This window comes from Gilliamella sp. B2923 (assembly GCF_026536565.1).
In the GTDB taxonomy this organism is placed as follows: Bacteria; Pseudomonadota; Gammaproteobacteria; order Enterobacterales; family Orbaceae; genus Gilliamella.
Map to the genome: position 1 here is coordinate 88,061 of NZ_JAFNNZ010000006.1, position 25,059 is coordinate 113,119.

22 protein-coding genes and 1 pseudogene are annotated in these 25,059 nt (G+C 39.0%); 13 read left to right on the forward strand and 10 right to left on the reverse strand.

Annotated features, from left to right (window positions below):
- Positions 1 to 123 precede the first annotated feature (123 nt).
- Entirely contained in the window at positions 124 to 1,947 is a 1,824-nt protein-coding gene (gene narX, locus J3U42_RS08010) for a nitrate/nitrite two-component system sensor histidine kinase NarX (protein ID WP_267336166.1), read from the forward strand.
- A 4-nt stretch (positions 1,948 to 1,951) separates the two neighbouring features.
- Positions 1,952 to 2,605, forward strand: coding sequence for a two-component system response regulator NarL (narL, locus tag J3U42_RS08015; RefSeq protein WP_220218676.1), 654 nt, complete (start codon positions 1,952 to 1,954; stop codon positions 2,603 to 2,605).
- Positions 2,606 to 2,747: 142 nt separating this feature from the next.
- On the opposite strand, the gene cysG is transcribed toward narL, so the two are convergent.
- From cysG to nirB, 4 genes are read right to left on the reverse strand one after another with little or no spacing between them, the layout of a single operon-like run.
- The gene (cysG, locus tag J3U42_RS08020) at positions 2,748 to 4,121 is read right to left on the reverse strand and encodes a siroheme synthase CysG (RefSeq protein ID WP_220218675.1); all 1,374 of its coding nucleotides are present in this window, start codon (positions 4,119 to 4,121) and stop codon (positions 2,748 to 2,750) included.
- A 10-nt stretch (positions 4,122 to 4,131) separates the two neighbouring features.
- Positions 4,132 to 4,905 (reverse strand): nitrite transporter NirC, encoded by a 774-nt coding sequence (gene nirC / locus J3U42_RS08025; RefSeq protein WP_267329625.1) that lies wholly within the window; start codon positions 4,903 to 4,905, stop codon positions 4,132 to 4,134.
- Between the two features lie 25 nt (positions 4,906 to 4,930).
- Entirely contained in the window at positions 4,931 to 5,266 is a 336-nt protein-coding gene (gene nirD, locus J3U42_RS08030) for a nitrite reductase small subunit NirD (protein WP_267336167.1), read from the reverse strand.
- A 1-nt stretch (position 5,267) separates the two neighbouring features.
- The gene (nirB, locus tag J3U42_RS08035; protein WP_267336168.1) at positions 5,268 to 7,793 is read right to left on the reverse strand and encodes a nitrite reductase large subunit NirB; all 2,526 of its coding nucleotides are present in this window, start codon (positions 7,791 to 7,793) and stop codon (positions 5,268 to 5,270) included.
- Positions 7,794 to 8,352: 559 nt separating this feature from the next.
- On the opposite strand from nirB, the gene J3U42_RS08040 reads away from it, so the two are divergent.
- The 11 genes from J3U42_RS08040 to agp all read left to right on the forward strand — a co-directional run bounded on the left by J3U42_RS08040 (position 8,353) and on the right by agp (position 18,820).
- Positions 8,353 to 8,850: a MarR family winged helix-turn-helix transcriptional regulator gene (locus tag J3U42_RS08040; RefSeq protein ID WP_220218671.1), complete on the forward strand. Its 498-nt coding sequence runs from the start codon at positions 8,353 to 8,355 to the stop codon at positions 8,848 to 8,850.
- A gap of 76 nt (positions 8,851 to 8,926) precedes the next feature.
- Complete coding sequence (locus J3U42_RS08045; protein ID WP_267336169.1) at positions 8,927 to 10,039, forward strand: HlyD family secretion protein; 1,113 nt, start codon at positions 8,927 to 8,929, stop codon at positions 10,037 to 10,039.
- Complete coding sequence (locus J3U42_RS08050; RefSeq protein WP_220218669.1) at positions 10,036 to 11,205, forward strand: ABC transporter permease; 1,170 nt, start codon at positions 10,036 to 10,038, stop codon at positions 11,203 to 11,205. Before J3U42_RS08045 ends, J3U42_RS08050 begins: the two co-directional genes overlap by 4 nt.
- 431 nt (positions 11,206 to 11,636) lie before the next feature.
- Positions 11,637 to 12,419 carry a transcriptional repressor AgaR gene (gene agaR, locus J3U42_RS08055; protein WP_220218668.1) on the forward strand — a complete coding sequence of 261 codons (783 nt, stop codon included), beginning with the start codon at positions 11,637 to 11,639 and terminating at the stop codon, positions 12,417 to 12,419.
- Positions 12,420 to 12,468: 49 nt separating this feature from the next.
- The gene (locus J3U42_RS08060) at positions 12,469 to 13,635 is read left to right on the forward strand and encodes an SIS domain-containing protein (protein ID WP_267336170.1); all 1,167 of its coding nucleotides are present in this window, start codon (positions 12,469 to 12,471) and stop codon (positions 13,633 to 13,635) included.
- A 45-nt stretch (positions 13,636 to 13,680) separates the two neighbouring features.
- The gene (gene agaV, locus J3U42_RS08065; protein WP_267329619.1) at positions 13,681 to 14,169 is read left to right on the forward strand and encodes a PTS N-acetylgalactosamine transporter subunit IIB; all 489 of its coding nucleotides are present in this window, start codon (positions 13,681 to 13,683) and stop codon (positions 14,167 to 14,169) included.
- 15 nt (positions 14,170 to 14,184) lie between these two features.
- Complete coding sequence (gene agaW / locus J3U42_RS08070) at positions 14,185 to 14,967, forward strand: PTS N-acetylgalactosamine transporter subunit IIC (protein ID WP_267336171.1); 783 nt, start codon at positions 14,185 to 14,187, stop codon at positions 14,965 to 14,967.
- Positions 14,957 to 15,853, forward strand: coding sequence for a PTS system mannose/fructose/sorbose family transporter subunit IID (locus tag J3U42_RS08075; RefSeq protein ID WP_220218664.1), 897 nt, complete (start codon positions 14,957 to 14,959; stop codon positions 15,851 to 15,853). Before agaW ends, J3U42_RS08075 begins: the two co-directional genes overlap by 11 nt.
- A gap of 9 nt (positions 15,854 to 15,862) precedes the next feature.
- Positions 15,863 to 16,300, forward strand: a complete 438-nt coding sequence (agaF, locus tag J3U42_RS08080; protein ID WP_220218663.1) for a PTS galactosamine/N-acetylgalactosamine transporter subunit IIA — start codon at positions 15,863 to 15,865, stop codon at positions 16,298 to 16,300.
- On the forward strand, positions 16,290 to 17,447 hold the full coding sequence (nagA, locus tag J3U42_RS08085) for an N-acetylglucosamine-6-phosphate deacetylase (protein ID WP_220218662.1): 1,158 nt from the start codon (positions 16,290 to 16,292) through the stop codon (positions 17,445 to 17,447). The genes agaF and nagA overlap by 11 nt, the downstream gene beginning before the upstream one ends.
- A 113-nt stretch (positions 17,448 to 17,560) precedes the next feature.
- Positions 17,561 to 18,820, forward strand: a complete 1,260-nt coding sequence (agp, locus tag J3U42_RS08090) for a bifunctional glucose-1-phosphatase/inositol phosphatase (RefSeq protein ID WP_267336172.1) — start codon at positions 17,561 to 17,563, stop codon at positions 18,818 to 18,820.
- A gap of 141 nt (positions 18,821 to 18,961) precedes the next feature.
- On the opposite strand, the gene J3U42_RS08095 is transcribed toward agp, so the two are convergent.
- The 6 genes and pseudogenes from J3U42_RS08095 to J3U42_RS12430 form a co-directional block, all read right to left on the reverse strand.
- A complete protein-coding gene (locus J3U42_RS08095) occupies positions 18,962 to 19,624 on the reverse strand; it encodes an HAD-IA family hydrolase (RefSeq protein WP_267336173.1) in 663 nt (220 codons plus the stop codon).
- 1 nt (position 19,625) lies between these two features.
- Positions 19,626 to 20,480, reverse strand: coding sequence for a tagatose bisphosphate family class II aldolase (locus J3U42_RS08100; protein WP_267336174.1), 855 nt, complete (start codon positions 20,478 to 20,480; stop codon positions 19,626 to 19,628).
- Between the two features lie 26 nt (positions 20,481 to 20,506).
- The gene (gene lacC / locus J3U42_RS08105) at positions 20,507 to 21,445 is read right to left on the reverse strand and encodes a tagatose-6-phosphate kinase (protein ID WP_267336175.1); all 939 of its coding nucleotides are present in this window, start codon (positions 21,443 to 21,445) and stop codon (positions 20,507 to 20,509) included.
- A 205-nt stretch (positions 21,446 to 21,650) separates the two neighbouring features.
- The gene (locus tag J3U42_RS08110; RefSeq protein WP_267329614.1) at positions 21,651 to 22,424 is read right to left on the reverse strand and encodes a DeoR/GlpR family DNA-binding transcription regulator; all 774 of its coding nucleotides are present in this window, start codon (positions 22,422 to 22,424) and stop codon (positions 21,651 to 21,653) included.
- 93 nt (positions 22,425 to 22,517) lie between these two features.
- Positions 22,518 to 23,561 carry an alcohol dehydrogenase catalytic domain-containing protein gene (locus J3U42_RS08115; protein WP_267336176.1) on the reverse strand — a complete coding sequence of 348 codons (1,044 nt, stop codon included), beginning with the start codon at positions 23,559 to 23,561 and terminating at the stop codon, positions 22,518 to 22,520.
- Between the two features lie 95 nt (positions 23,562 to 23,656).
- A pseudogene (locus J3U42_RS12430) lies at positions 23,657 to 25,058 on the reverse strand (PTS galactitol transporter subunit IIC).
- Between the last annotated feature and the right edge of the window lies 1 nt (position 25,059).

Sequence of the window (25,059 nt, forward strand, 5' to 3'; positions counted from 1 at the left end):
TTTATTCTTGTTGCAAGCTCTGTTTACTAAAAGATCGCAAAAAGTTATAAAAAAGATCTGAGACATACCGTTTTAGCGTTACAATATGATAAATCATTATTTACTTGGTAATTTATTTATAAGATGTCAAGCGGCAAAATACCCAAAAAAAAGACCAATTATCACGCCTCGACAATTAATCGCTTCTCATTATGGATGTTTTTTCTCGGGATAATTGCGTTAATCGCATTATCCATCTCCATTCAAGTTGCTAATGATACCAAAGGTAGTGCTTACCTAATTAATCAATTAGGGCTAATTCGCATGAAAAGCTATCAGCTATTATCGATGATCCCATTAAGCCAACAAGATAATTATCGCTTAGATATATTTAATGATATTACCAGCGAAAAACAACACTCGACTCTTTTTAAACAATATCACTTATCAAGTGAATTTGAACAGTTACAACACAAATGGGCAAGCTCAATAAAACCCAAAATACATCAAGCCCAACAAATGGATGCAATCAGAGAGGATATTGAACAATTTGTCCTACAAACTAATGAGTTAGTAAATAAAATAGATCAGAAAACTGAAAATCAAATACAATATATTTTCCGCTTACAACAACTGTTTATCATTATTATAGCGATATTTCTTATTGCACAATGTTACTATTTACGCCGTTATCTTCTCAACCCTTGGCGTAAACTTATTAATATGGCCGAAGCCATTTCCAAACACAATTTCAGTGAACGTTTTACTATTAGATCAAGAAAAAACGAATTTGATTTATTGGGCTTAGCATTAAACAATATGTCTGAGCAAATTGAATCCCAATACTTATTACTCGAAGAGCGAGTAGCCGAAAAAACAGCCGAATTACAACAAACCAATAAAATCATTTCGTTTCAATATCAAGCAACCAAACAACTCCACACATCAGAACCATTATGTGAACGTTTTTTAATCATACTGCGCCAATTAGAAGAGTTAGTTCCACTTACCCAATTCCAGATTCGCTTTTATGAATCAAAAGACCCTGAACACTATCAACAGATCAGTTATGATAATGAGCAAAAATTGCCTTATTGCCAAAATCCCCATTGCCATGCTTGCTTAATTCCTTCGAAACCTTATCCAAAAAATGGTTTTCAACGTTATTGGTACCTACAAGATAATGGAGAAAAGCTCGGCGTTTTATTTGCCAGTCAACCACTAGAGGTAACCCTAAGTGACGAGCAAGAAAATCTAATTACCGGGTTAATTGAGCAGATGACAACAGCCATAATGCTCGATAGGCAGATAGAACAACAAAAACAGTATCTATTAATGAAAGAGCGCTCAGCAATGGCTAGAGAATTACATGACTCGATAGCTCAATCCCTTTCTTGTCTAAAAATACACCTAAGTTGTTTACAAATGCAATCGGATCTGACTTCACAAAATAGCATTGATCTATTGGCTACCATGCGTAAAGAGGTCAATATCACCTATTCGCAATTAAGAGAGTTGATCACCTCTTTCCGGTTACGCCTTAACCAGACAGGCTTTTATGCCAGTTTAATGGAGTTAATAGAAGAATTTAATCAAAAGCTAAAATTTAATATTCAACTCAAATATCAATTACCGCTCAACATTATCCAAAGTAAACATGCTTTTCATTTATTGCAATTTCTTCGTGAAGCACTCAATAATGTCTACAAACATGCAAAAGCGACGCAAGTCATCATTGATTTAACAATTGATGACCTTCAAATTATTACCTTAAGCATTGCTGATAACGGCATTGGTATACAAAACAATGTAAAACAAGACAACCATTATGGTATGGTGATAATGCGTGATAGAGCTGAAATACTTAATGGCAATTTGATCATCAATAGTCAACCACAACAAGGTACGCAAGTTATGATAAAATTTAAAGCCAACAACACCATTCCATTTAAGACAATAGAAGAGTAACCAAATGGAGCAGATAAAAAGTTCAATACTGCTAATTGACGATCACCCTATGTTAAGAAATGGCGTAAAGCAATTAATTAATACTGTTAACCACTTTGAAGTTGTAGGTGAAACAGGATTAGGTACTGAAGGGATTAAATTAGCGGAAAAACTTGAACCGGAAATTATTTTATTAGATATCAATATTCATGGTATGAGTGGTTTAGAAATTTTACGTTATTTACGTGAAAAAAACATCTCAAGCCGGATCATCATGTTTACCGTATCAGATGACAAAGAAGATATTATATCCGCCCTTAAAAATGGTGCTGACGGTTATTTATTGAAAGATATGGAGCCAGAAGATTTTCTCAACGCTTTAAAAGATATTGCGGAGGGAAAAGTTATTATGGATGAAGCCATTTCGCACATAATTATCAATTATATGCGCCAAAGCACAAAGCCACAGACCAAACAAATTCATGATGTAAAGTTACTCACACCAAGAGAACATGAGATATTTAATCTGCTGGTGCAAGGTCTATCTAACAAATTGATCGCAAAAGATTTGGATATTGTTGAAAGTACCGTAAAAGTTCATGTAAAAAGTATTTTTAAGAAATTAAATTTCAAATCACGCATGGAAATGACCGTATGGTATTTACAGAGCAAAGAGTAATGCATTAATTGAAGATAATTGATTATACTGAACTCAATTGAAGCTTTTAAAGGCCGTTACCTATTAAATGATGCTATTAAACGGCTAACGTTAAGATAATCGGCAAGACCACCATTTTGTAAAGTAGCCTTGCCGGCTTAAATCAATGATTTGAAAACCAATTGAGTTTTTCTCGCAGCGCAACAACTGGCCCGACAATGATTAAACTTGGACTACGCGCTTGTAAAGCCAACGAGGCTAAATCACAAAGCAAACCGGCTACCACTTTCTGTTTGGTGCTGGTACCTTCCTCAACAATTGCTACCGGCGTTTGCTCATTCATGCCATGCTGAATTAATTGCTGACTAATATTTTGCGCTTGTGAAAGTCCCATATAAAAGACTAACGTCTGCTTTTCCGCCGCTAAACTTTGCCAATCAAGATGACTACCATCTTTTAAATGTCCGGTAATTAAACGAACACTATGTGCATAATTACGGTGAGTCAATGGAATACCGCTATAAGCTGAGCATCCCGAAGCAGCGGTAATACCGGGCACGACAGAAAATGGAATATTTGCATTAAATAGGGTTTCAAGTTCTTCCCCGCCACGACCAAAGATAAACGGATCGCCCCCTTTTAACCGAACCACCCGTAAACCTTTTTGCGCTTGTTCTAATAAGATCTGATTGATCTGTTCTTGAGGAACGCAGTGATACCCTGCCCGCTTACCCACAAATATCCGTTGAGCATCACGCCTTGCCAGATTCATTATCTCATCGGAGACTAAACGGTCATAAACAATAATATCAGCTTGTTGGATCTGCTGTAATCCTTTTAATGTCAATAACCCTGCATCACCCGGACCTGCACCGACTAAAACAACTTCGCCCCGATCATCAAGCGAAAGTTCAAATAGCTCGTTGGTTAACTTTTCAACCTGCTGTGAATCATTATTGGCAATGGCTTGCGCTAACCGATCATGAGTAAAAAGCTTCTCCCAAAAGCGGCGACGCTCAGTCAGTGTTTTATAAGTCTGTTTGGCTTTATTACGTAAATAACCGGCATATTGCGCTAATTTACCTAAATGCTGGGGTAAAATCGATTCAAGTTTTTCTCGTAATAAACGAGCTAAAACCGGTGCATGCCCGGCAGAAGATACGGCAACCATAATCGGCGAACGATCAATAATAGAAGGCATAATAAAGCTGGCATCTTTCGGCGAATCAACTACATTACAAAAGATACGGCGATTTTCCGCCGCTAAACTGACCGCTTGATTTGTCTGCTGACAATTTGTTGCTGCTATAACCAACCATTTATTATCCAGCAATTGGGCATTAAATTCGCCTTGCTCAAGTACCAACTGATTCTGTTTTTGCCAGCATAAAAATTGCTCATTAAATTCAAGCGCATTAACCGTTAACTTTGCACCCGCTTCAAGTAATAGCCGAGCTTTTCGCTCGGCAATTTCACCACCACCAACTAACAGACATTCACGGTTTTCTAACTTACAAAATAGTGGTAAATAATCCATAATGGCGCTGTTATCCTTTTGGTCGCTCTGTTTTAGGCGTTGAATACCAGTATCCTAATCCCATAAAGACCGCACCGGAAACAATATTACCCAGCGAGACCCAAAGTAAATTATGACCGATACCCACTAAATTATAAGCTTCACTATGATCACCAAACCATGAAAGTGAAAACAACGTCATATTGGCAACGGAATGTTCATAACCACAAGCAATAAAAGCAAGTAAACACCACCAAATGGCAATAAATTTGGCTGACCCTTCAACACGATTTGCCATCCAAATGGCTAAACACACTAACCAGTTACACAAAATGCCACGAAAAAATAGCGCACTCGCCGGTGCCATTGTTTTAGCCAGTGCAGCGCTATGCACTAAGCTGGTATTGACTGATAATAATGGTGTTGAGGCATAAAAATATAATGCGGCTACAAAAATAGATCCCAATAAATTAGCTAACCACGTCTGCGGTAAAACAAGCCACATTTGCTTATTTGTGATCTTGTTACATTTAACACCAAAAGTTAAAAACATGGTGTGACCAGTAAACAACTCTGACCCGGCGATAACAACTAAAGTTAAGGCGATACCAAATGTTGCACCCATAACCAACGGTCTTAACGAAGGATCGAGCAAATTGCCTAATGTGAAAATTAAAATAATGCCAAGACCAACATAAGCGCCCGCCATAGCAGAACTTAACCAAAACCCAAATGGATTAGTTTTGGCTAAACGAACAATACGTGCTGCATTAGTAGCACATTTATTAATTGTTTCGGTATACATAACTATCTAAACCTTAAAAACTGTTTTAACAAGACGATTTAACTTCAACAAAACCGTCTGCATTCACTTTGACTTGATAATGTGCAATTGAGTATTTAGCATCATCGATGCAATAGCCATCTTTCAAACGAAAACGCTGTTTTTTTAATGGGCTTGCAACATACAACTCATTTTCATGCTGTCCAATAATGCCTCGAGATAATACACTTGCTTCGGCAAAAGGATCGATATTACTGATAGCATAAAGTTCAGCGGTATCATAAGGGCGAAAAATGGCCACATGCTCATTGCCAACCAGTGCACACACCCCTGTTTCAGGTAAAATGTCATCAAGTTTACAAATGGTTATCCATTGACTCATATTATTGCTCCTCTAACATTGCTTTACGTTCTGCTGCTGTCGCCGGGCGATGTTGTTCTCGTTCTGCGATAAATTGCACGTTATCATCACGCTGATTACTATTAATAAAATGGCTAAATCGTTGTTGATTCTCTTGATGCTCAACGGTCTGTTTCCATTCACAAACCGTTAACTTGCGTAATCGTGTCATCTCTTTTTCAAGCTCGTCATTAATGCCAAGCTTATTATCAATAATGACACTTCGTAAATAATCAATTCCGCCGTCTAAATTCTCCAGCCACACAGATGTTCGCTGTAATTTATCCGCAGTACGAATATAGAACATAATAAAACGGTCAAGATATTGAATTAAAGTTTGCTTATCCAAATCAGCGGCAAGCAAATCAGCATGTCGTGGCTTCATACCGCCGTTACCACAGACATAAAGATTCCACCCCTTTTCCGTTGCGATAACACCAATATCTTTGCCTTGCGCTTCAGCACATTCACGGGTACAGCCGGAAACACCAAGTTTAAATTTATGCGGTGCACGGATACCTTTATAGCGATTTTCCAGTTCAACACCCAAACCGACACTATCGCCTACACCATAGCGGCACCAAGTGCTACCAACACACGTTTTAGCCATTCTAAGTGCTTTAGCATAAGCATAACCACTTTCAAACCCGGCATCGATTAACTCTTTCCAAATAGCTGGCAAATCATCTTTTTGGGCGCCAAACAGTCCAATACGCTGTGAGCCGGTTATTTTTGAATAGAGATGATATTTTTTGGCAATTTGACCAACAGCAATCAAGCCTTCTGGTGTGATTTCACCACCGGCACTACGAGGAATAACCGAATAAGTTCCATTTTTTTGAATATTTCCCAAAAAGATATCATTACTATCTTGCAACGGGATTAAATTTTGTTTGAGGATATAATCATTCCAACAAGAAGCCAGTAGTGAACCAATGGTTGGCTTACACACTTCGCAACCATAACCCTTACCATGTTTTTTAATCACTTCATTGAACGATTTTAACCCTTCAACACGAATCAAATGGTATAACTCTTGACGTGAATATTTGAAATGCTCACATAAAGCATGACTGACTTCGATACCTTGTTTAGCTAATTCTGAGTTTAATAGCTGAGTCACTAATGGAATACAACCACCGCAACCTGTACCAGCTTTAGTTTCAGCCTTGATTGCCGCAACCGTATGACAACCAGCATGAATCGCATCGATAATTTTTGCTTTGGTGACATCAAAACATGAGCAAATTTGTGCCGTATCTGGCAATGCCTCAACCCCCATGGCAGGTTTAGCCCCTGCATGAGCAGGTAAAATTAAGGTATCGGGATGCTCAGGAAGATCCATTTCATTTAACATTAACTGTAATAAATTACTGTAATCTGCGGTATCACCGACTAACACCGCACCCAATAATCTTTTATTATCACCGCTAACCACCAGCTTTTTATAAACAGGTGCATTTTCATCTAAGTACACATAACTTCGGCTGTTTGGTGTTTTACCTTTAGCATCACCAATGCTACCAACATCAACACCCATTAATTTCAATTTAGCGCTCATATCAGCACCATTAAATTGGCTTTGCTCACCGATTAAATGGGCAAGTGCGACCCCAGCCATTTTATAGCCGGGCGCCACTAAACCAAACACCTTACCTTGCCAGCATGCGCACTCACCAATAGCGTAAATATCCGGATCTGAGGTTTGGCAATTATCATTAACAACAATGCCGCCTCGTTGACCAATCTCAAGCTGACAATCTTTAGCCAGTTGATCATTTGGTCTGATGCCGGTTGAAAACACGATAAAATCGACTTCCAGTGCAGAGCCATCAGCAAATTGCATAATCTTACCGGACGGCGTATGCACAATTTCTTGTGTATTTTTACAGGTATGAACGCCAACGCCCATTTCCTCGATTTTACGACGTAGTTGCTCACCACCCATAACATCCAGTTGTTCAGCCATTAATACCGGCGCAAATTCAACAACATGCGTTGCAACACCTAAATTTTTAAGCGCTCCGGCAGCCTCTAGCCCAAGTAAGCCCCCACCAACAACGGCGCCCGACTTACTACGCTTAGCACATTCGGCGATAGCATCAAGGTCTTCTATTGTTCGATAAACAAAACAATCACAACCATTTGCCCCTTCAATAGGTGGAACCCAAGGATAAGATCCCGTTGCAATAATTAACTTATCATAAGAAACAATACGACCGGTTTGCGAGTGAACCTCTTTACGTTGACGATTAATTAAGATAGCTCGCTCATTCAGTAGTACATTGATATTGTTTTCTTCATAAAGTCCAGCTCGAACAAGTGAAAGTGCTTCAGCGGTATAGTCAGAAAAATAAGAAGAAAGATGCACACGGTCATAAGCAAGGCGAGGCTCTTCACAAAAGATAGTAATATTGAACTGATCAGACAACGATTTACCAACTAACTCCTCGATAAAGCGGTGCCCAACCATCCCATTACCAATGATAACGAGATTGGTTTTACTCATACAAATGCTCCAATTTTATTTTAATTCAATTATTTAATTTATTACTGATAGCTATTGTATGTGACTTTGACAAGAATATAATTACCCTCAAGGATTACCACTTTAGTAGTAATCCAAAGAACAATATTTAAAACAAAGAATTACAGATAACTGCTTCATGACTTTATCGAATTTGGTTAGGTTGATATTGCACTCGATTTTGTTATCAATAATCACCAATCAAAAAATCAGCATTAATATACTTACTAAGTACTACTTGTCATGAAAGATAACAGTCTATGATTTAAGCATGATCAGATTAAAAAGTTGCTGGTTTAACGGTGAAGAAAGTTCCCGGCTATTAATTAAATATAGTTAACAGAAAAGATGACCAAAATAGCAAAGTAAGCACTTAATCACGTTACGAGTGATGTCATAAAAACCTTAATTATCAATACAATCGCTAATAAATTATCAGGAGATTGATTAACACCGTTTTAAGTTAAAAAACAACAAATTTTGTTGCCAATTGAGATTAAAATAGTATAATTAGCCGACTAAATAAATTGAGTAGTGATAATTGAATTACAAGTCTAGAGTACTTCCGTCTCGTGAAACCTTAGCACGAGCTCAAAGATTTAATGATGAAATTGTCGATGTTTCAGGCGTCGATCTCGTTTTAAGCTTGATTACCACAGCTGATTTAATACGATCTAATATTTATGCACAACTTGCTAAAGATTATGATGTTTCTGAAGGCAAGTTTGCCTTATTAATGTCACTGTTTTCCGAAGGTGAAACTTGTGCAAGCGATCTTGCATTACGTATAGGAGTGACACCAGCAACAGTATCGGTAATGGTTAAACGAATGCTAGCAGCAACCAACCCACTTATATCCATGACAAAAAATGATGAAGATGGTCGGTCACGTTTAATTACATTAACACAAGCAGGCATAACATTAATTCAAAATGCATTACCCAATCACCTAAAATCGATTCGTGCTTTTGCTCAGGTTTTAAATCCACAAGAACAAGAATCTTTAATATTGATGTTACGTAAATTATTACGAAAATAACTGACTTTATTAGCATAAAGTCATCTTACTTTACTTAAATACTTAGCTGACTAAATAAATGGAAAATAAGCTATATATGAAAAAAAATATCAAAATCCCAGTTATATTTTTATTAATATTAACTTTTGCATCATTCTTAATCTTTTTAGGCTCACGAAACGACGCTGTAACTGTTGCCAAAAGCATCAAATCTGGCGTATTAACTGCTGATGAGATTAACATTGCCTTTCAAAATGTGGGCGGAAAACTCATTAAACGTTACGTGCAAGAGTCACAAATAGTGAAAAAGGGTGATCTTTTAATGCAACTCGAAGATGTCGATACAAAATTAGCTATTAACCGTCTTCAAGCACAAGTTGACAGCCAAAAGGCAATGGTTGCCCAAGAGCAAGCCGCCATTGAAATCACCGAAAATGAAACCAATCTAAATGAGTTATCAACATGGCGTAAAATTGAAGAGGTTAAAGCCAATTTAGAAGCGGCAAAATCGACAGAAAATTTAAATCGCATTGAGTATAACCGTTACATGCAAATGCGTAAGGGCGGTAACACATCGCAATCGCAACTCGATAATGTCAGTAATGCTTATACCGCATCAAAAATGCAAGTGTTGCAAATTAAAAGCCAGCTATCAACACTGATGATTGGTGCAACACCGGAGCAAGTCAGCCAGTTTGAACAAACACAAGATGCAACCGGTATGACTTTACAATCAATCACCATTGCCAGACAAAAACTGCAAAATCGCCAAAATCAGTTAGCTCAACTCAAAGCACAACTGGCTCAAGCTGAAACAGAATTAGAACAGTTACAAATCAATTATAAACGTCTTACTTTAACTGCTCCGGAAGACGGTAAAGTTTTAAAACTGATGTTTGAAGATGGCGAAATGGTACCAAATGGTGCGCCAGCGGTATTGTTAGAAACCGATCGAAAATATATCGACATTTATGTTAACGAAAAAATGGTCAACGATTATCAACCCGGCACCATGGTAAAAGCCAATGTTATTGCACTTGATAAAGAAGTAAAAGGTAAAGTTCGTTTTGCAACTACCGCACCGTCTTTCGCTGACCTCCGTATGACACGGGAACGAGGGCAAGCGGATTTAACTTCTTACCAAGTCAGAATTTATATGGAATCTATTCCACATCTATTAACCGGAATGACACTTGAGGTCGATCAATGATGCAAAACATCATTAAATCTATTCTTGAAGAGCTTGACGCAATGTTGTCAGGCCATTTTATACCTTACTATAAAGTTGCCATTGGCTTAGCGGCAATTGTTGCGCTGGTTTTCTCAATAGTCCTAAGTCACGGCGCTGTATTTGAAGGCAAAATTGCCGTTATTGATCTTGACGGTTCGAACTATTCAACCGAACTAATTAGTAAAGTGAATACTTCGCCTTACATTGAAGTGTCCGAAGTTATTCGCTCACCGGTAAACCCAATTACCTTAGTTTCGCATGATCGTAATTTAGGCGTGTTATACATTCCTAAAGGTTTAGAAAAAAGCCTAAAACGAGGTGATCAAACTGTTCGTTTAGGTTATTTTGCCGATGATACTAATGATGCGCAAAACGCTAAAGTATTACAAAGCCTTAATGAATATATCCCAGAATTAGGTGCCGAACTGAGTGTCGGTAAAGTTGCTGCATTAGGATTAGGACGTGAAGCTACTGAAGCGACCTTATCGCCAATGCAACTTAAAACACGGTATATGTTTAACCCAGCCAGTTCATCAACAATATCAACTATCATCTACTTTGTGTACTTTTTCTCATCACTGACTTATGGATTAACTTCACTGATGATTGTTGGTCGACTAAAAGTTACCGGCATGTGGGAAATGGCATTAGAACGAGGGTTTGTATCACTTTTAGCTAGAACGATCCCCTACGCACTTTTTTATACAACAGGATTAACCTTAATTACCGCAGTGCTGGTGATTTTTGGGCAATTGCGTTTTGACGGTAACTATTTTGCATTTGTTCCGAGTATCTTCATGACCGGACTGGCTTTCGGTTGGCTAGGCTTACTCCTATCTTGGACAACCAATAACCCGGGCGAAGGTGCCAGCCGGATGATTTTCCTAGTACCACCAGGATTTATTATGGGCGGTTCAACCATGGCGGTCGGCATAATGCCAATTTGGACTTATTATGTCAGCCATGCATTTCCTTTAGTCTGGTTATTTCGATTCTTCCGCGATTTTGCCATGCGAGGGCGCTCATTGGTTGATATGCTAGCAACTTATGGTATGTACATTATCTATTTAACTGTGATTGCTTTTGTCGTGATGTTAGTGGTTGAACGGGTAAAAAAACCAGCAGAGCAAGCGCAATTAAATTAATCTATTCAAACATAAGTTATTGAAACACTCCGGGGTTTCAATAACTTTCTTTTTTTTCGCTGTTTTCTTTTTGGTTTTTACACTAAAAATAGCTTCAATATTTGGGTAAACAGCTCAAAGCCTTTAAGTTTATTGGGTATTAATTGCTCATTTTGTGATATTCATCACACTTCAAAATGAAATTAGCCTTATTTTTATCATTCTAAAATATTTTTCTTATCGTCACTAATTTTGCCTTAATTGATTGAATTATCGAAGCAATATTACCTTTCTCTGCCGCTAAAGGGCACCTTCCCCCCTTTCAATTCATTTCAAACGAAAGCATTTTCTGTTCTTTTTTAACAAAATGAGTTTTGTGACTTATTTATCGTTTTTCGATCCTTTTCGTATGTTTAAATCGAATAACACAATGAAAACAAATTAAGAATTATATGAATAATGAAATAATTAACGCATTACAACGACGAGAAAAAATTATTCACCTCCTCGGTAAAAAAAACACAGTAACAGTTAACAAACTCAGTAAATTATTTAACGTTTCAACTGTCACCATTCGCAATGACCTGCGTTACTTAGAGCAAAAAGGTTGTGTATTACGCTCCTACGGTGGCGCAATGCTAAACAAAACTTTTGCTTTCGATCGCCCTTTATTGGATAAAAGTCGCATTAATTCAACCATTAAAAACAAAATCGCTCAAAAAGCGGCAGCAATGGTGCACGACGGCGATCGAATTATCCTCGACTCAGGCTCAACGACAGCGGCGATGGTGCCCTATTTACGCCAAAAACAAAATCTTATTGTCTTTACTAATGCCATTAATATTGCCTACGACTTATCAACTAATACCGATATTGAAGTAATTATTGCCGGCGGCAATATTCGCAAAAATGCTTACTCCATTTCAGGACCTACCGTTGAACAGCAATTAAAAATGTACCACTTCAATAAACTCTTTTTAGGTGTTGACGGATTTGATTTAAGCGCCGGCATTACCACACCTAATTTTGGTGAAGCATCGGTTAACCGTGTCATGTGTCAGGTTTCGGGGCAAATTATCGCTGTCACCGACTCAAGCAAATTTGGTCGTAAAAGCTTTTGTATGATTGAAAAGATTAACCCAATTGAAACACTGGTCACTGACTCAAAAATCCCCAAAGAATACTTAACGCAATTACATACTTTAGGCATTAATGTTGTTATTGCAGATATATAAACAGCCTCTTTTTTAACCAGATAAACACTTAATAAATAGGATAAAGAACATGCAAAAATATTTAGATTACTCATTAGATTGGCTCACAAAACATGGCGCAGAAAATACCGCTAAAGAGATTTGCCAACAACCCCAAATTTGGCGGGACTTATTAGAAATCATTACCCAACAACACGAGCAGTTAAACGCATTTTTACAGCCATTACTTGCCGATCCCGATCTGGAAATCATTCTAACAGGTGCCGGCTCCTCTGCTTTTGGTGGCGTTGCGCTGGCACCTTGGTTAAGAGAGCATACAAAGCGTAATGTCCGTGCATATGGCACAACTGAAATTGTTGCTGATCCTTTGCAATATTTATCACCGAATAAAAAAACATTAGTGGTATCTTTTGCCCGCTCCGGTAACAGTCCGGAAAGTATCGCAACGGTAAAATTAGCCGATCAATTAGTATCAGATTGCTATCACCTATTTTTAACCTGTAATCCAACCTGCGCACTAACCGATTACGCGCATGAAAAAAACGACCCTAAACGTATATTGCAATTTGTTATGCCTGAAGGATCACATGATTTAGGTTTTGCCATGACGTCAAGTATCAGCAGCATGATGTTAGCCACGTTATTACTACTTGGCGATATTGGCCATGACGATGCTTGTAAGACAGTTACAACCATTGCCAACATCTGTGAAGATAAAATTTTAACCTGGCAACCTATTACCAAACAACTTGCACAACAACCACATGAGCGAGTGATTTATGTTGGCAGTAGTTGCTTTACCGGTGTAGCACAAGAATCAGCTTTAAAAATTTTAGAATTAACCGCCGGCAAAATAGCCAGCCGCTTTGATTCAATACTAGGGTTACGCCATGGGCCTAAATTTATGGTTGATTCGAGCAGTTTAGTGGTCTGCTTTTTCTCTAACGATCCTTACATTCGTCAATATGATAACGATTTATACAATGAGCTAGTACATGACAAGATTGCTATGGATGTGATAGCCCTCAGTGGTCAACCTAGTTCAGACAAACAGATGCAGGTAATCGATTGCCCATTGGCGGATTGTTGGTTGATGTTCCCGTATCTGCTTTTTGCACAAATGTTAGCCTTTGAAAAATCACTAAGGTTTGAATTAACCCCAGATAATCCTTGCCCAACAGGCGAAGTAAATCGGGTTGTAAAAGGCGTACATATCTATCCGTTTAATCAAAAATAAGCAATTTAATCGGTTTAACAAATCAACAAAAGGATACAAAAACATATGAGCACACCTAATATTCTTATGACACGTATTGATAATCGTTTAGTGCATGGTCAAGTTGGTGTGACTTGGGTCAATGCGCTAGGCGCTAATCTACTACTAGTTGCCAATGACAGCGCAGCGCAAGATCCGGTTCAACAAAGCCTAATGGATATGGTTATCTCACAAGGAATCCAAACCCGATATTTCACCTTACAAAAAACAATCGACATTATTGGCAAAGCCGCAGAACGGCAAAAAATATTTATTGTTTGTAAAACCCCGCAAGACGTATTAACACTGGTTCAAGGTGGAGTACCTATCAAATTTGTCAATGTCGGCAATATGCACTTTTCGGAGGGAAAAAAGCAAATTCACAAAACGGTATCAGTTGATGACGATGATATCGCCGCTTTTAAAGCGCTGACGCAATTAGGCGTCACCTGCGAAATTCGTCGTGTACCTGATGAAACAGGCGAAAACATTACTGATTTACTTAATCTAACTTAAGACAGGGAGCAAACTATGTTATTCGATGCATTGTTAATTGGATTACTCGCCGGTATTGCAGGTGTCGACCTATTTGACGGACTCACTCACTTACACAGACCAATCGTGATTGGTCCATTAGTTGGTCTGATATTAGGTGATATCCAAACCGGCTTATATGTTGGGGGATCACTCGAACTGGTATGGATGGGAATGGTACCTTTAGCCGGCGCTCAACCGCCCAATGTGGTAATCGGTGGCGTGATTGGTACCACTTTTGCCATTTTAACTGATGCCGATCCTAAAGTTGCCATTGGTATTGCCGTACCATTTGCCATTGCGGTACAAGGTTGTATCACCATTTTATTTACTATCTATTCGCCGATGATGCATAAATGTGATCGCTTTGTCGATAAACTCAATTTCAAAGGAATTGAATGGGTTAACTACTTAGGCATGATTATTCTATTTTGTTTCTATTTTATTGTGGCATTTTTGCCGATCTATTTCGGCGCCGATGCGGCAACCGCATTAGTTGAAAAATCCCCTAAATGGCTACTCGACGGCTTAAGCGTTGCTGGCGGAATGATGCCTGCGATCGGTTTTGCCATGTTAATGAAAATAATGATGAAAAAAACATATGTTGCCTACTTTATTCTCGGCTTTTTAGGTGTGACATATCTTAACTTACCGATTTTGGCTATTGCCTTAGGCGCTTTAGCCATTGCCATGATTGATTTTTATAATAGTAGCCGAAATAACAATGACAATACCCCGTCAGAAAACACAAATGCAATGGAGGTGGAAGATGGAATTTAACCATGATGAAGATAAAAAAATGGCCGAAAAAGCAGAAAAACGTATGGCACAAGCATTAGCAACAAGTAAAGGCACGTCCGATACTTACATCGATCAAAGTCAGGATGTGATATTAACTAAAGGTGATATCAACCGTATGGCGTTTCGATCACTGGCACTTCAGGCCTCTTTTAACTACGAACGTATGCAAGCAGGCGGCTGGCTTTATACTATCTTACCGGCGCTGCGCAAAATCCATAAAAATAAAGATGATTTAAAAAACGCCATGCACATGCATATGGAGTTTATTAATGTTCACCCTTTCGATGCCACTTTTTTATCCGGCTTAGTGCTGGCAATGGAACGAGGTAAAGAGAACATTTCAACCATACGAGCGGTAAAAGTTGCCTTAATGGGGCCATTAGGCGGTATTGGTGATGCACTGTTTTGGTTAACATTACTGCCGATATGTGCCGGCATTGGTGCGTCGTTGGCCTTAGAGGGCAGTTTGTTTGGCCCCATCATTTTTCTATTAATGTTCAATATCGTCCATTTTGGTTTACGTTTTGGTCTTGCACATTATGGCTATCATGCAGGTACCAGCGCATTGCCTTTATTAAAAACCCATACCAAACGCATTTCACATGCTGCTTCAATTGTTGGTATGACGGTAATTGGCGCATTAGTGGCGTCGTATGTACATCTCACCACACCGTTAGAAATTAACGCCGGTCAAGCCCATATTGCACTGCAAGCTGAAGTGTTAGATAAATTGATGCCAAATCTATTACCACTAGGCTTTACGCTAGCGGTTTACAGCTTGATGAAGCGTAACTTTTCGCCCGTCAAATTAATTGGTTTAACCGTGATTATCGGGGTGGTAGGTAAATTAGTGGGCTTTTTATAAGGGGGATAAATGATAGGTGTAATTTTAACAGGTCACGGTAGCTTTGCTACCGGACTTTATCAAGCGGCTTGCCAAATTATTGGTGAACAACCACAATTTATTGCCGTCAATTTTCCCGACGGTATGAGTAGCGAACAGTTAGAACAACAATTAAATAGCGCGTTAACACTTTGTGATAGTGGCGAAGGTGTGATATTTTTAACAGATATTGTTGGTGGCTCGCCATTTAGGCTGGCAGCAACGATAAGTTATCAATATAATAATATTGAAGTTGTCAGTGGTATTAATATGCCACTATTACTTGAAGTATTACTTCGGCGTGATGAGCTGGATTTACCCACACTCCGCCACCATACCATTGAAAACGGTAAAAATACGGTCACCAGCTTATGGCATGAACATCAAAAAAAATCGCTAACAAATAAGGAGCGTACGGATGGAATTTAAACAAATCCATGCTAAGCAAGTGTTTACACCTGTTGGTTGGCTTGATAATGCTATCGTTGACATCAAAGATGGCAAAATTATCGATATCAAGCCAAGTAACACGCCCTGTCCCAATCAATTCAAACTTATGCCGGCACTGATTGATACCCATATTCATGGCGTAATGGGTGCCGATACAATGGACGCCACTCATCAATCACTTAATACCATTAGCTCATTTTTAGCCAGCCACGGCGTCGGTGCATTTTTGGCGACAACAGTGACAGAAAGCCATGAAAAGATTGAAGCGGCGTTAGTTCAAGTCAAAGAGAGTATTAAACAGGGAGTCGCTGGCGCCACCATACTAGGTTCTTATTTAGAAGGTCCTTTCTTTAATGCCGTTCATAAAGGCGCACATCCGGAAGAACTTTTACAAGCCCCCGACCGTGAACTTATTGAAAAGTGGCTTAAGTTAGCTGACGGCACACTAAAATGTATTGCGCTGGCGCCGGAATACCCAAGTGCCTTACCGATTATTAAATGGTTATGTAGTCAAAATATCCGAGTCATGATTGGTCACACTAATGCCGATTATGAAACAACTAAAGCGGCACTTTTAGCCGGTGCTAGTGGTGTTGTACATTGCTATAACGGCATGTCCGGTTTGCATCACCGTAATCCGGGTGTGGTCGGTGCGGCACTGAGCATTGATAATTGCCAAACCGAAATCATTGTTGACGGTCATCATGTGCATCCGGCAGCGGTTAGCATTGCACATAAGTGCTGCGGTCACAATCTGCTATTAATTACCGACGCCATGCGAGCAACCGGAATGCCAAACGGCGATTACTATTTAGGTCAATTACCCGTGCACATGGAAAACGATGTAGTGCGAACTCAAGACGGTAGTTTAGCTGGCAGTACCTTAACGCTCGATCGGGCGGTGAATAATCTTGCCAACTTTACCCGTATTACCTTTGAGCAAGCTTGGCTCCATGGTAGCCATTATCCGGCAAAAGCATTAGGCATTGATAATCAGTTAGGTACTATTGCGGTCAATAAAGTGGCTAATTTAGTCCTGCTTAATGAACAAAATCAAGTTACTGCAACCATGGTAAATGGCAATTTTGTCTATCAAACCGAGCAATTTAAAAGCCAATATCAATGACCAAACCCGATGCACAGCAAAGCTTAAATAAAAGGAATTAAACGTATTGATTAATGGTCAGCAGTTATGAACCTCATCAATTACAACATGTTATACCAGTCAAAGGAGAGCATATGAAAAAAATACGATTAAAAGGCGTGTTAGCTTTAACGTGTATTTTATCTTTTTCAACTCAAGCATTAGAAACACTGAATCATTACACGTTGGAACAAGTGGTCGTTTTTAGCCGTCATGGTTTACGAGCCCCCTTAGCCAGTCCCAATAGTACTTTGGGCAAAGTCACCCCTAATCAGTGGCCACAGTGGGATACCCCGGCAAGTTACCTCACCACTCGTGGTGGGGTGTTAGAGAGCTATTTTGGTCATTATTTTAGTCAATGGTTAGCCGATAATAAGTTATTAGATCAAAAAGATTGCCCTGACCAAAACGATGTATACATCTATACCAATAGCCTACAACGCACTATCGCAACCGGACAATATTTTGCGGTTGGTGCCTTTCCTGGCTGCACCGTGCCTGTTGTGCATAAAGAAACCTTAGGCACAATGGATCCGCTATTTTTCCCGGTGATCAGCGATGATAGCGCTGAATTTAAACAATCGGCGATTAATGCCATTAATAACATTGCCGACAGTGACGGTGTGAAAGGTTTAAATAACAAATTGGCTCATGCCTATCAAGACATGTCAGATATTCTAAATTATTCACAATCGCAAAATTGCCTTACCGATAAACAGTGTGATTTTTCGACTTTACCCACTAAGCTCATCATTGAAAAAGGAAAAGAGCCGGGTATCACCGGACCGTTACGTACAGGCACATCGATTGCTGATGCATTTATTCTACAATACTATGAAGGCGCCCCTTTGCAAGATGTTGCATGGGGTAAAATAAAAAGTAATCAACAATTTGAACAGCTGGTTGCCATAAAAGAAAATTACAACACGGTATTATTTGGTTCACCGGTTGTTGCTAAGCAAGTTGCCACAAAGTTAGTGAACTACATCAATCAGTCGTTTAGCGAAAATGAAAATAAACCAAAATTCACTTTACTTGTAGGCCATGATTCTAATGTCGCGTCACTATTTTCAACCATAAAAATTAAACCTTATCAGCTTGCCGATCAGTTTGAAACAACGCCTATCGGTGGCAAGGTTGTCTTTCAGAAATGGCGTAACAATCAAACTGGTGAAGCGATGATGAAAATTGAATATTTTTATCAATCTACCGATCAAATTCGTCATTTAACCGAATTAAACCGACAAAACCCACCACATAAGGTGACGTTGGAAATGGAGAATTGCCCAATTAACACGCTGGGCTTTTGTGCTTTTTCAACCTTTAAACAAGCGATGAGTAAGGCAACGCAATAACCTTTAACGAGTTGAAAGTATGCATAAATTTAGCTAAATTTTGTATACTTTCAATCTTTCGTATACTTTCAATCTAAAGACGGTTAAATCAATTGCACTTGTGTGGAGCAAAAGCAGGTAACACCGCCGGGGGTTATCTTATTAGCAAAACGTTTTTTTATTAATAATGAATTGATCGCTACCTGTGATTTTTTCAACAATCAGATCATTAAAGTTATCGATATTTAGCTGGGCATGATGATTAATCAAATTAGACGTATTAACACCAATCACCTGACAATTAGCCTTATTTGCTGACTCAATGCCCGCAGCGGAATCTTCAAAAACAATACACGAACTGGCAGCTAAACCTAATAGTTTTGCGCCTTGCAAATAGCCGTCCGGCGCTGGTTTGGTGTTAACCACCATTTCGCCGGTGATAAATACCGCCGGTTTGGTAACCTGTAGCAAACTAAATCTTGCTTCAGCCACAATTTTAGTGCCGGAAGTAACAATCCCCCAAGGGATATTCATTGAAGATAATTGCCGCAGAAAATCGCTTGCGCCCGGTATTTCATCAATCCCTTGTACATCATTTGACTCTAATTGCTCCATCCAATGATATTCTTGCTCAATCAAACTAGCGGGCTGATCAGGTAAAAACAGCTTAATATTATCGATAGCTTTACGCCCATGAATGGTTGTTAATACCTGAGTGGCATCTAAATGATGCCGCTGAGCAAATTTCAACCAGCAGCGTTCAACTGCCGGTAGAGAGTTCACCAAAGTTCCATCTAAATCAAACAAAATACCTTTAGCTTTCATATTATAATTTACCTGCACTTCCACAAATACGGATTTTATCTTCCACAATTTTCGCCATTGCCAGTTTAGCTGGTTGCATGTAGTGCCTTGGGTCGTTAGCATCCGGTTGCGCTTGAAAGTATTGTTTCAACGCATCTGAAAAAGCAATTTTTAATTCAGTTGCCACATTCACTTTACAGATACCTAATGAAATCGATTTTTTCACCATTGCTTCAGGTATTCCCGAAGCGCCATGCAACACCAATGGAATGGCAACTTTTTCGCGTATTTTGGCTAATCGATCAAAATCCAATTTAGGCTCACCTTTATACATCCCATGAGCGGATCCAATTGCCACCGCTAAAGAATCGATGCCAGTGCGCTCGACATATTCCCTTGCTGCATCCGGATCGGTAAAGGCACTGTCTTTATCATCCACGATAAGATCGTCTTCTTGCCCGCCCAGACGCCCTAATTCAGCTTCAACACTGGCATTAAATTTATGACTAAATTCGACCATTTTACGCACAATGTCAATATTTTCTTCAAAGGGATGATGTGAAGCATCGATCATAATTGAGCGAATGCCGCCGGCAATTTTGGCTTGAATATCATCGACATCTTCATGGTGATCAAGATGCAAAGCAAACGGGAAATGCTTAATTTGGGCTGCTGTTTTACAAATATTGATTAAATACTCTGTGCCGGCATAACGATAAGTGCCGGGGGTGGCGGCTAATATAACCGGCGACTGCAACTGTTTTGCGGTATCAATCACAACTTGAATTGTTTCAAGGTTATGAATATTAAATGCCGGAACAGCATAATTTTCACGTTGCGCTTTTTTTAACATCTCTTGACTTGAAATAAGATACATAATAACTCCTGAATTAATCTTGATATTTAATAAATTTGGTTAACAATAACTTGTTGAAAATAATCATCATAATTGTGCATATTCACAAACCCGGTTTGCGATTCCATGGCATTTAACATGCCCATTGTCATCGCCCGTTTGAGCATGGTTTCTATCGATTCGTTTTCATGGATACTCACCGCAAGCCCCGCTAACGTCACATCGCCAGATCCAACCGGATTGACAACATCAATTTTAGGGATTGAAACTTGATAATATTGCTGATGACAACGCGCAAAAGCACCATTTTTACCCAGTGAAATAATGATGTAAGGGATTGCATTTAGCAGTGGATGATCAACCGCCTTAATCAACGAAGCCGTATCATTTACATCAATATCCATTTGAATTATTTGTTGTAATTCATCTTTATTCGGCTTAATTAAGTAAGGTTTATGTTCAGACACCAGCGTAGCTAATAACATCTTGCCGGAGGAATCTAGCAAAACAGGAATGCCCTTTTTATTGGCGATTTGAATTAATGTGGCATAAAAATCAACCGGAAAACCTTGTGGCAGCGATCCGGAAATGGTCATCACTTTGGCTTTGTCCATTAACGTTTGATAGTGCGCTAAAAAGGCGTCCACCTCTTTTTGTCCGAGTGTTGGCCCGGATTCGAGAATTTCGGTTTGATTGCCTTCATGTAGTATTGCAATACAATTTCGTGATTCATGCTGGGTAACATAAAAATGGTAGTGGATATTGTCACTATCTAACTGTTTTTGTATATATTCACCTGTTGTACCGCCAACAATACCGGAAGCTAACACCTCGATGCCGGAAAACTTCACACCTCGTGTGACATTGAGTCCTTTACCACCAGCAGTTTTTCTAACATTGGCAACACGATTAATATCATTAATATGGAGCGTATTGAGTGGATAAGAGATATCCACGGAAGGATTCATGGTAATTGTTAATATCATATTCTCACCTACGTATTGATTGCAAAGTCATAGCATTGGGAGAAATAACAAGCTTAAATAATCAAATGAGTTCAATAGTATTAATCAACCAAATAGCCAACAACAATCCATTGCTATCATTACGTTCATTACCCAAAATCGACTATTTAGCTAAAAGATCTTTTAAGCTTTGTTCAAAAAGATACACAATCACCAGTTAAAAAATTTAAACAGCTATAAAACCAATGCCTTTTTCTTCAAATTGTTGTTTATAACTGTTATCGACATCAGTATCGGTAATTATGGTACTTAGTTTATTAAGTGGTAATACGATATTAATGCCATTTCGTCCAAATTTTGATGAATCTAAAACCGCAACAACCTGCCTTGCCGCATTAGCCATCACACTACTGATAGTGTAGCCTTCGTTAAACGTTGTTATTCCTCTTTTTGCATCTATTCCATCTGCACCCACAAACAAAATATCAGCAGAAATGCCGTCTAACGATTGCTCAGCAAGTTTTCCATGAAAAGAACGGGTCTTATGCCTCAGCGTACCACCACACATAAATAACATAATGTCACTGTTATCCGATAAAATAAATGCAGAAGTAAGACTGTTGGTAATGACAGTGATATGCTTGAGTTTTACTAACTCTTCAGCTATCAACATTGTGGTACTACCACTATCTAAAATAATGGTATCCCCCTCTTTAACATGTTTAACTGCTTCAATTGCAATGCGTTTTTTGGCTTCTATAAAACGTTGATAACGTTCTTCTAATTGCAACTCTTTAAATGATTTTAAATCGCCTTTACTCATGATTTTGGTTGCGCCGCCATGAAATCGAGTCAAAACCCCTTGTTTTTCCAACAAACGAAGATCTGTTCTGATTGTCACTTCCGAAACATCATATTGTCCTGATAAATCACTAACCAAAACAGTTCCTTTCGTATTAAGAAGTTCGACTATTTGTTGACGTCTTTCACTTGCATTCATAATATTTCCTTTTTCGAAAATTTTTCAGCAGTGTATAACAAACAAAATCAAAAGATAAGCGCTCATTTTTATTGGCTGATTTAAATCAGATAATTACATGCAATTTAATAAAATCTTACCGTTCATTGGATGACCGTTTAACGCACTAACTTGCTGAGTAAATTCATCAAAATCCCCCACCCCAGCAATTAACTCATCAAGCCTGATTTTACCGTCAACAAAAAACTGACTAACGAGTTGCCACTCTTTGCCAGGCCATGGTGCTGAGTAATTCATCCAGCTACCTAAAATCTCAAGCTCTTTGCGTAAAATCATTCCGAACGTTTTTTCTGAAAGGGTCACATCATGATGCAATGTGCCAATCAAACCGACTTTGGCTCTAGCGCCAGCTATTTCAATGGCTAAGCTTACTGTCGCTGGTGTGCCGGCGGTTTCTAATACCACCTGATCAAATCGATGTGGCATCAATGCTTCATAGATCGCCGAAGCTGTCATATTTTTTGAGTGATAAACCGCATCAGCACCTAGTTTTTTAGCCAGATCTAAGCGCTCTTGATTAATATCTAATACCGCAACAAATTCAGCGCCCATCGCTTTGGCACACTGCATAGCAAGCAAACCAATGGTACCGCCGCCAACAATCACCACATTTTTATTTTGACAACCGTCAGCCAATAATAGTGCATGCATCCCAACAGTCATTGGCTCAAAAAATGCCCCTTCAATAGGGCTAACACTTTTCGGTAACTTAAAGGCATTTTTCTTATTTATGACGATATACTGTGCCAAACCGCCGGTAATTCTTGAACCAACGAAGGTGTAGTGTTTACAAAGTGAATAGTAATGTTTTTGACACTCATCACATTTAAAACAAGGCAATAAAGGTACACAAGAGATCAGATCACCAATCTCAAACTCTGTCACATCGCTGCCCATTTCGACAACCGTGCCACTAAATTCATGACCAAGTGTGATTGGGTAAAAATGTGCACCATGATGAAAAATACGCGGAATATCAGAACCGCATAACCCACAATACGCCACTTTCACCAGAATTTGATCTGGTGAAGTGATTTTGGGCATCTCAATATCTTCTACAGATAAAGTCCCCTCATCATTAACAACGACTGCTTTCATATTATTTTCCTATGTTAATAATTAAATAGGTTGCTGTTTTAACGTTCACTGGTTTGACAGTGAACGTTGCTTAATGGATTTAAAAAATGACTTTTTTATTGCTTATTTACGCTGTTTGCACCGTCTACCTGTTGCTGTTTTAATAACAATTTGTATTTTTGCGCGCGTTGCCAGGTCAAAAATAGGCAAAACAGGTAAAAGAGACCAATGCAGGCAAACCCGATCGGTTGTTTTAAATTAACCAGTTGAACTAAGATATAGGTAATTGGCGAACCACCTTGATCCATTGCGCCAACCGAGATGCCATTACCGGCAGTAATGGTACCGGCATTGACGGCAAGCTGAGTGGTTAATGGCACCATTTGCGTGGCAATCCATAAGGTAATAGCAATAATGATTGAACCGGAAATAATAATCCTAAACAGATTGCCTTGATGAATCGCCACACCCATTGCGATAAAAAAGCCGATAGTTGCTAAGTCACCAAAAGGAAGCACTTCATTACCGGGCAGCACAATGGCAATAAAAATACTTAATGGGATAAAAATTAAGCTGGCAGAAACAACGGTTGAATGACCCAATAATAGAGCCGGATCTAAGCCGATAAGGAAGTCTTGCCCACCAAATTTTGATTGTAGATGTTTACGTGCTTGTTTAGATATTGGGGTTAGACCGTCCATAATAGGTTTAATCACTCTTGGCATTAATAGCATGACCGCTGCGGTTTGAATCGCAAGTTGTAAAGTCTGTTTCACCCCATAACCGGCTAATACGCCTAATAAAATCCCCATAAATCTTTTTTTTCATAAATAAACCGACTGTGACGGGCTCGCCAAATGCGCCAAATCTTTTTTGCATATCTACCGCATTGAAATTAATCTTTCTAATACCGGGTATTTTTTCAATCACCGCATCAACAAATACTGCTATCGGTCCACAATAGGCCGAAGTACCATGTGGCACGGCAATGCCGTCAAGCTCAAAAAAATCTTTGGTATCTTTAGCAAACCAATCCCCCAATTTATAAGCAATAATTGCATGCACAACCACACCAGCAATGCCTAGCCAGTAAGAGCCGGTTGCAATATAAACCAGCGCCCCGCTGAAGGTCATATGCCAAATGTTCCAAATATCAACATTAACAACACGGGTTAATCTTAAAAGTAACATGGCAATGTTTACTGCAATGGCAATGGGAATGGCAACCAGCGCAATTTGCGATGCCCACGTCATAGGGGCAGCACCAGGCCAACCAACATCGACAACATTCAAACTGATATCAAATCTTTCTGCCATAGCTTGAGCTGCCGGCCCAACTGAGCTGGTTAATAAGCCAACCACCAAACCAATACCGACAAAGCCAATCCCAATATGAATCCCGGCTTTTAATGCATCACCAATTTTCATTCTTAGCGAAAGTGAAAACAGAATAATCACAATGGGGAGCATTACAGACGGTCCCAAATCTAAGATGTACTGCATAATTTCAGTAAACATA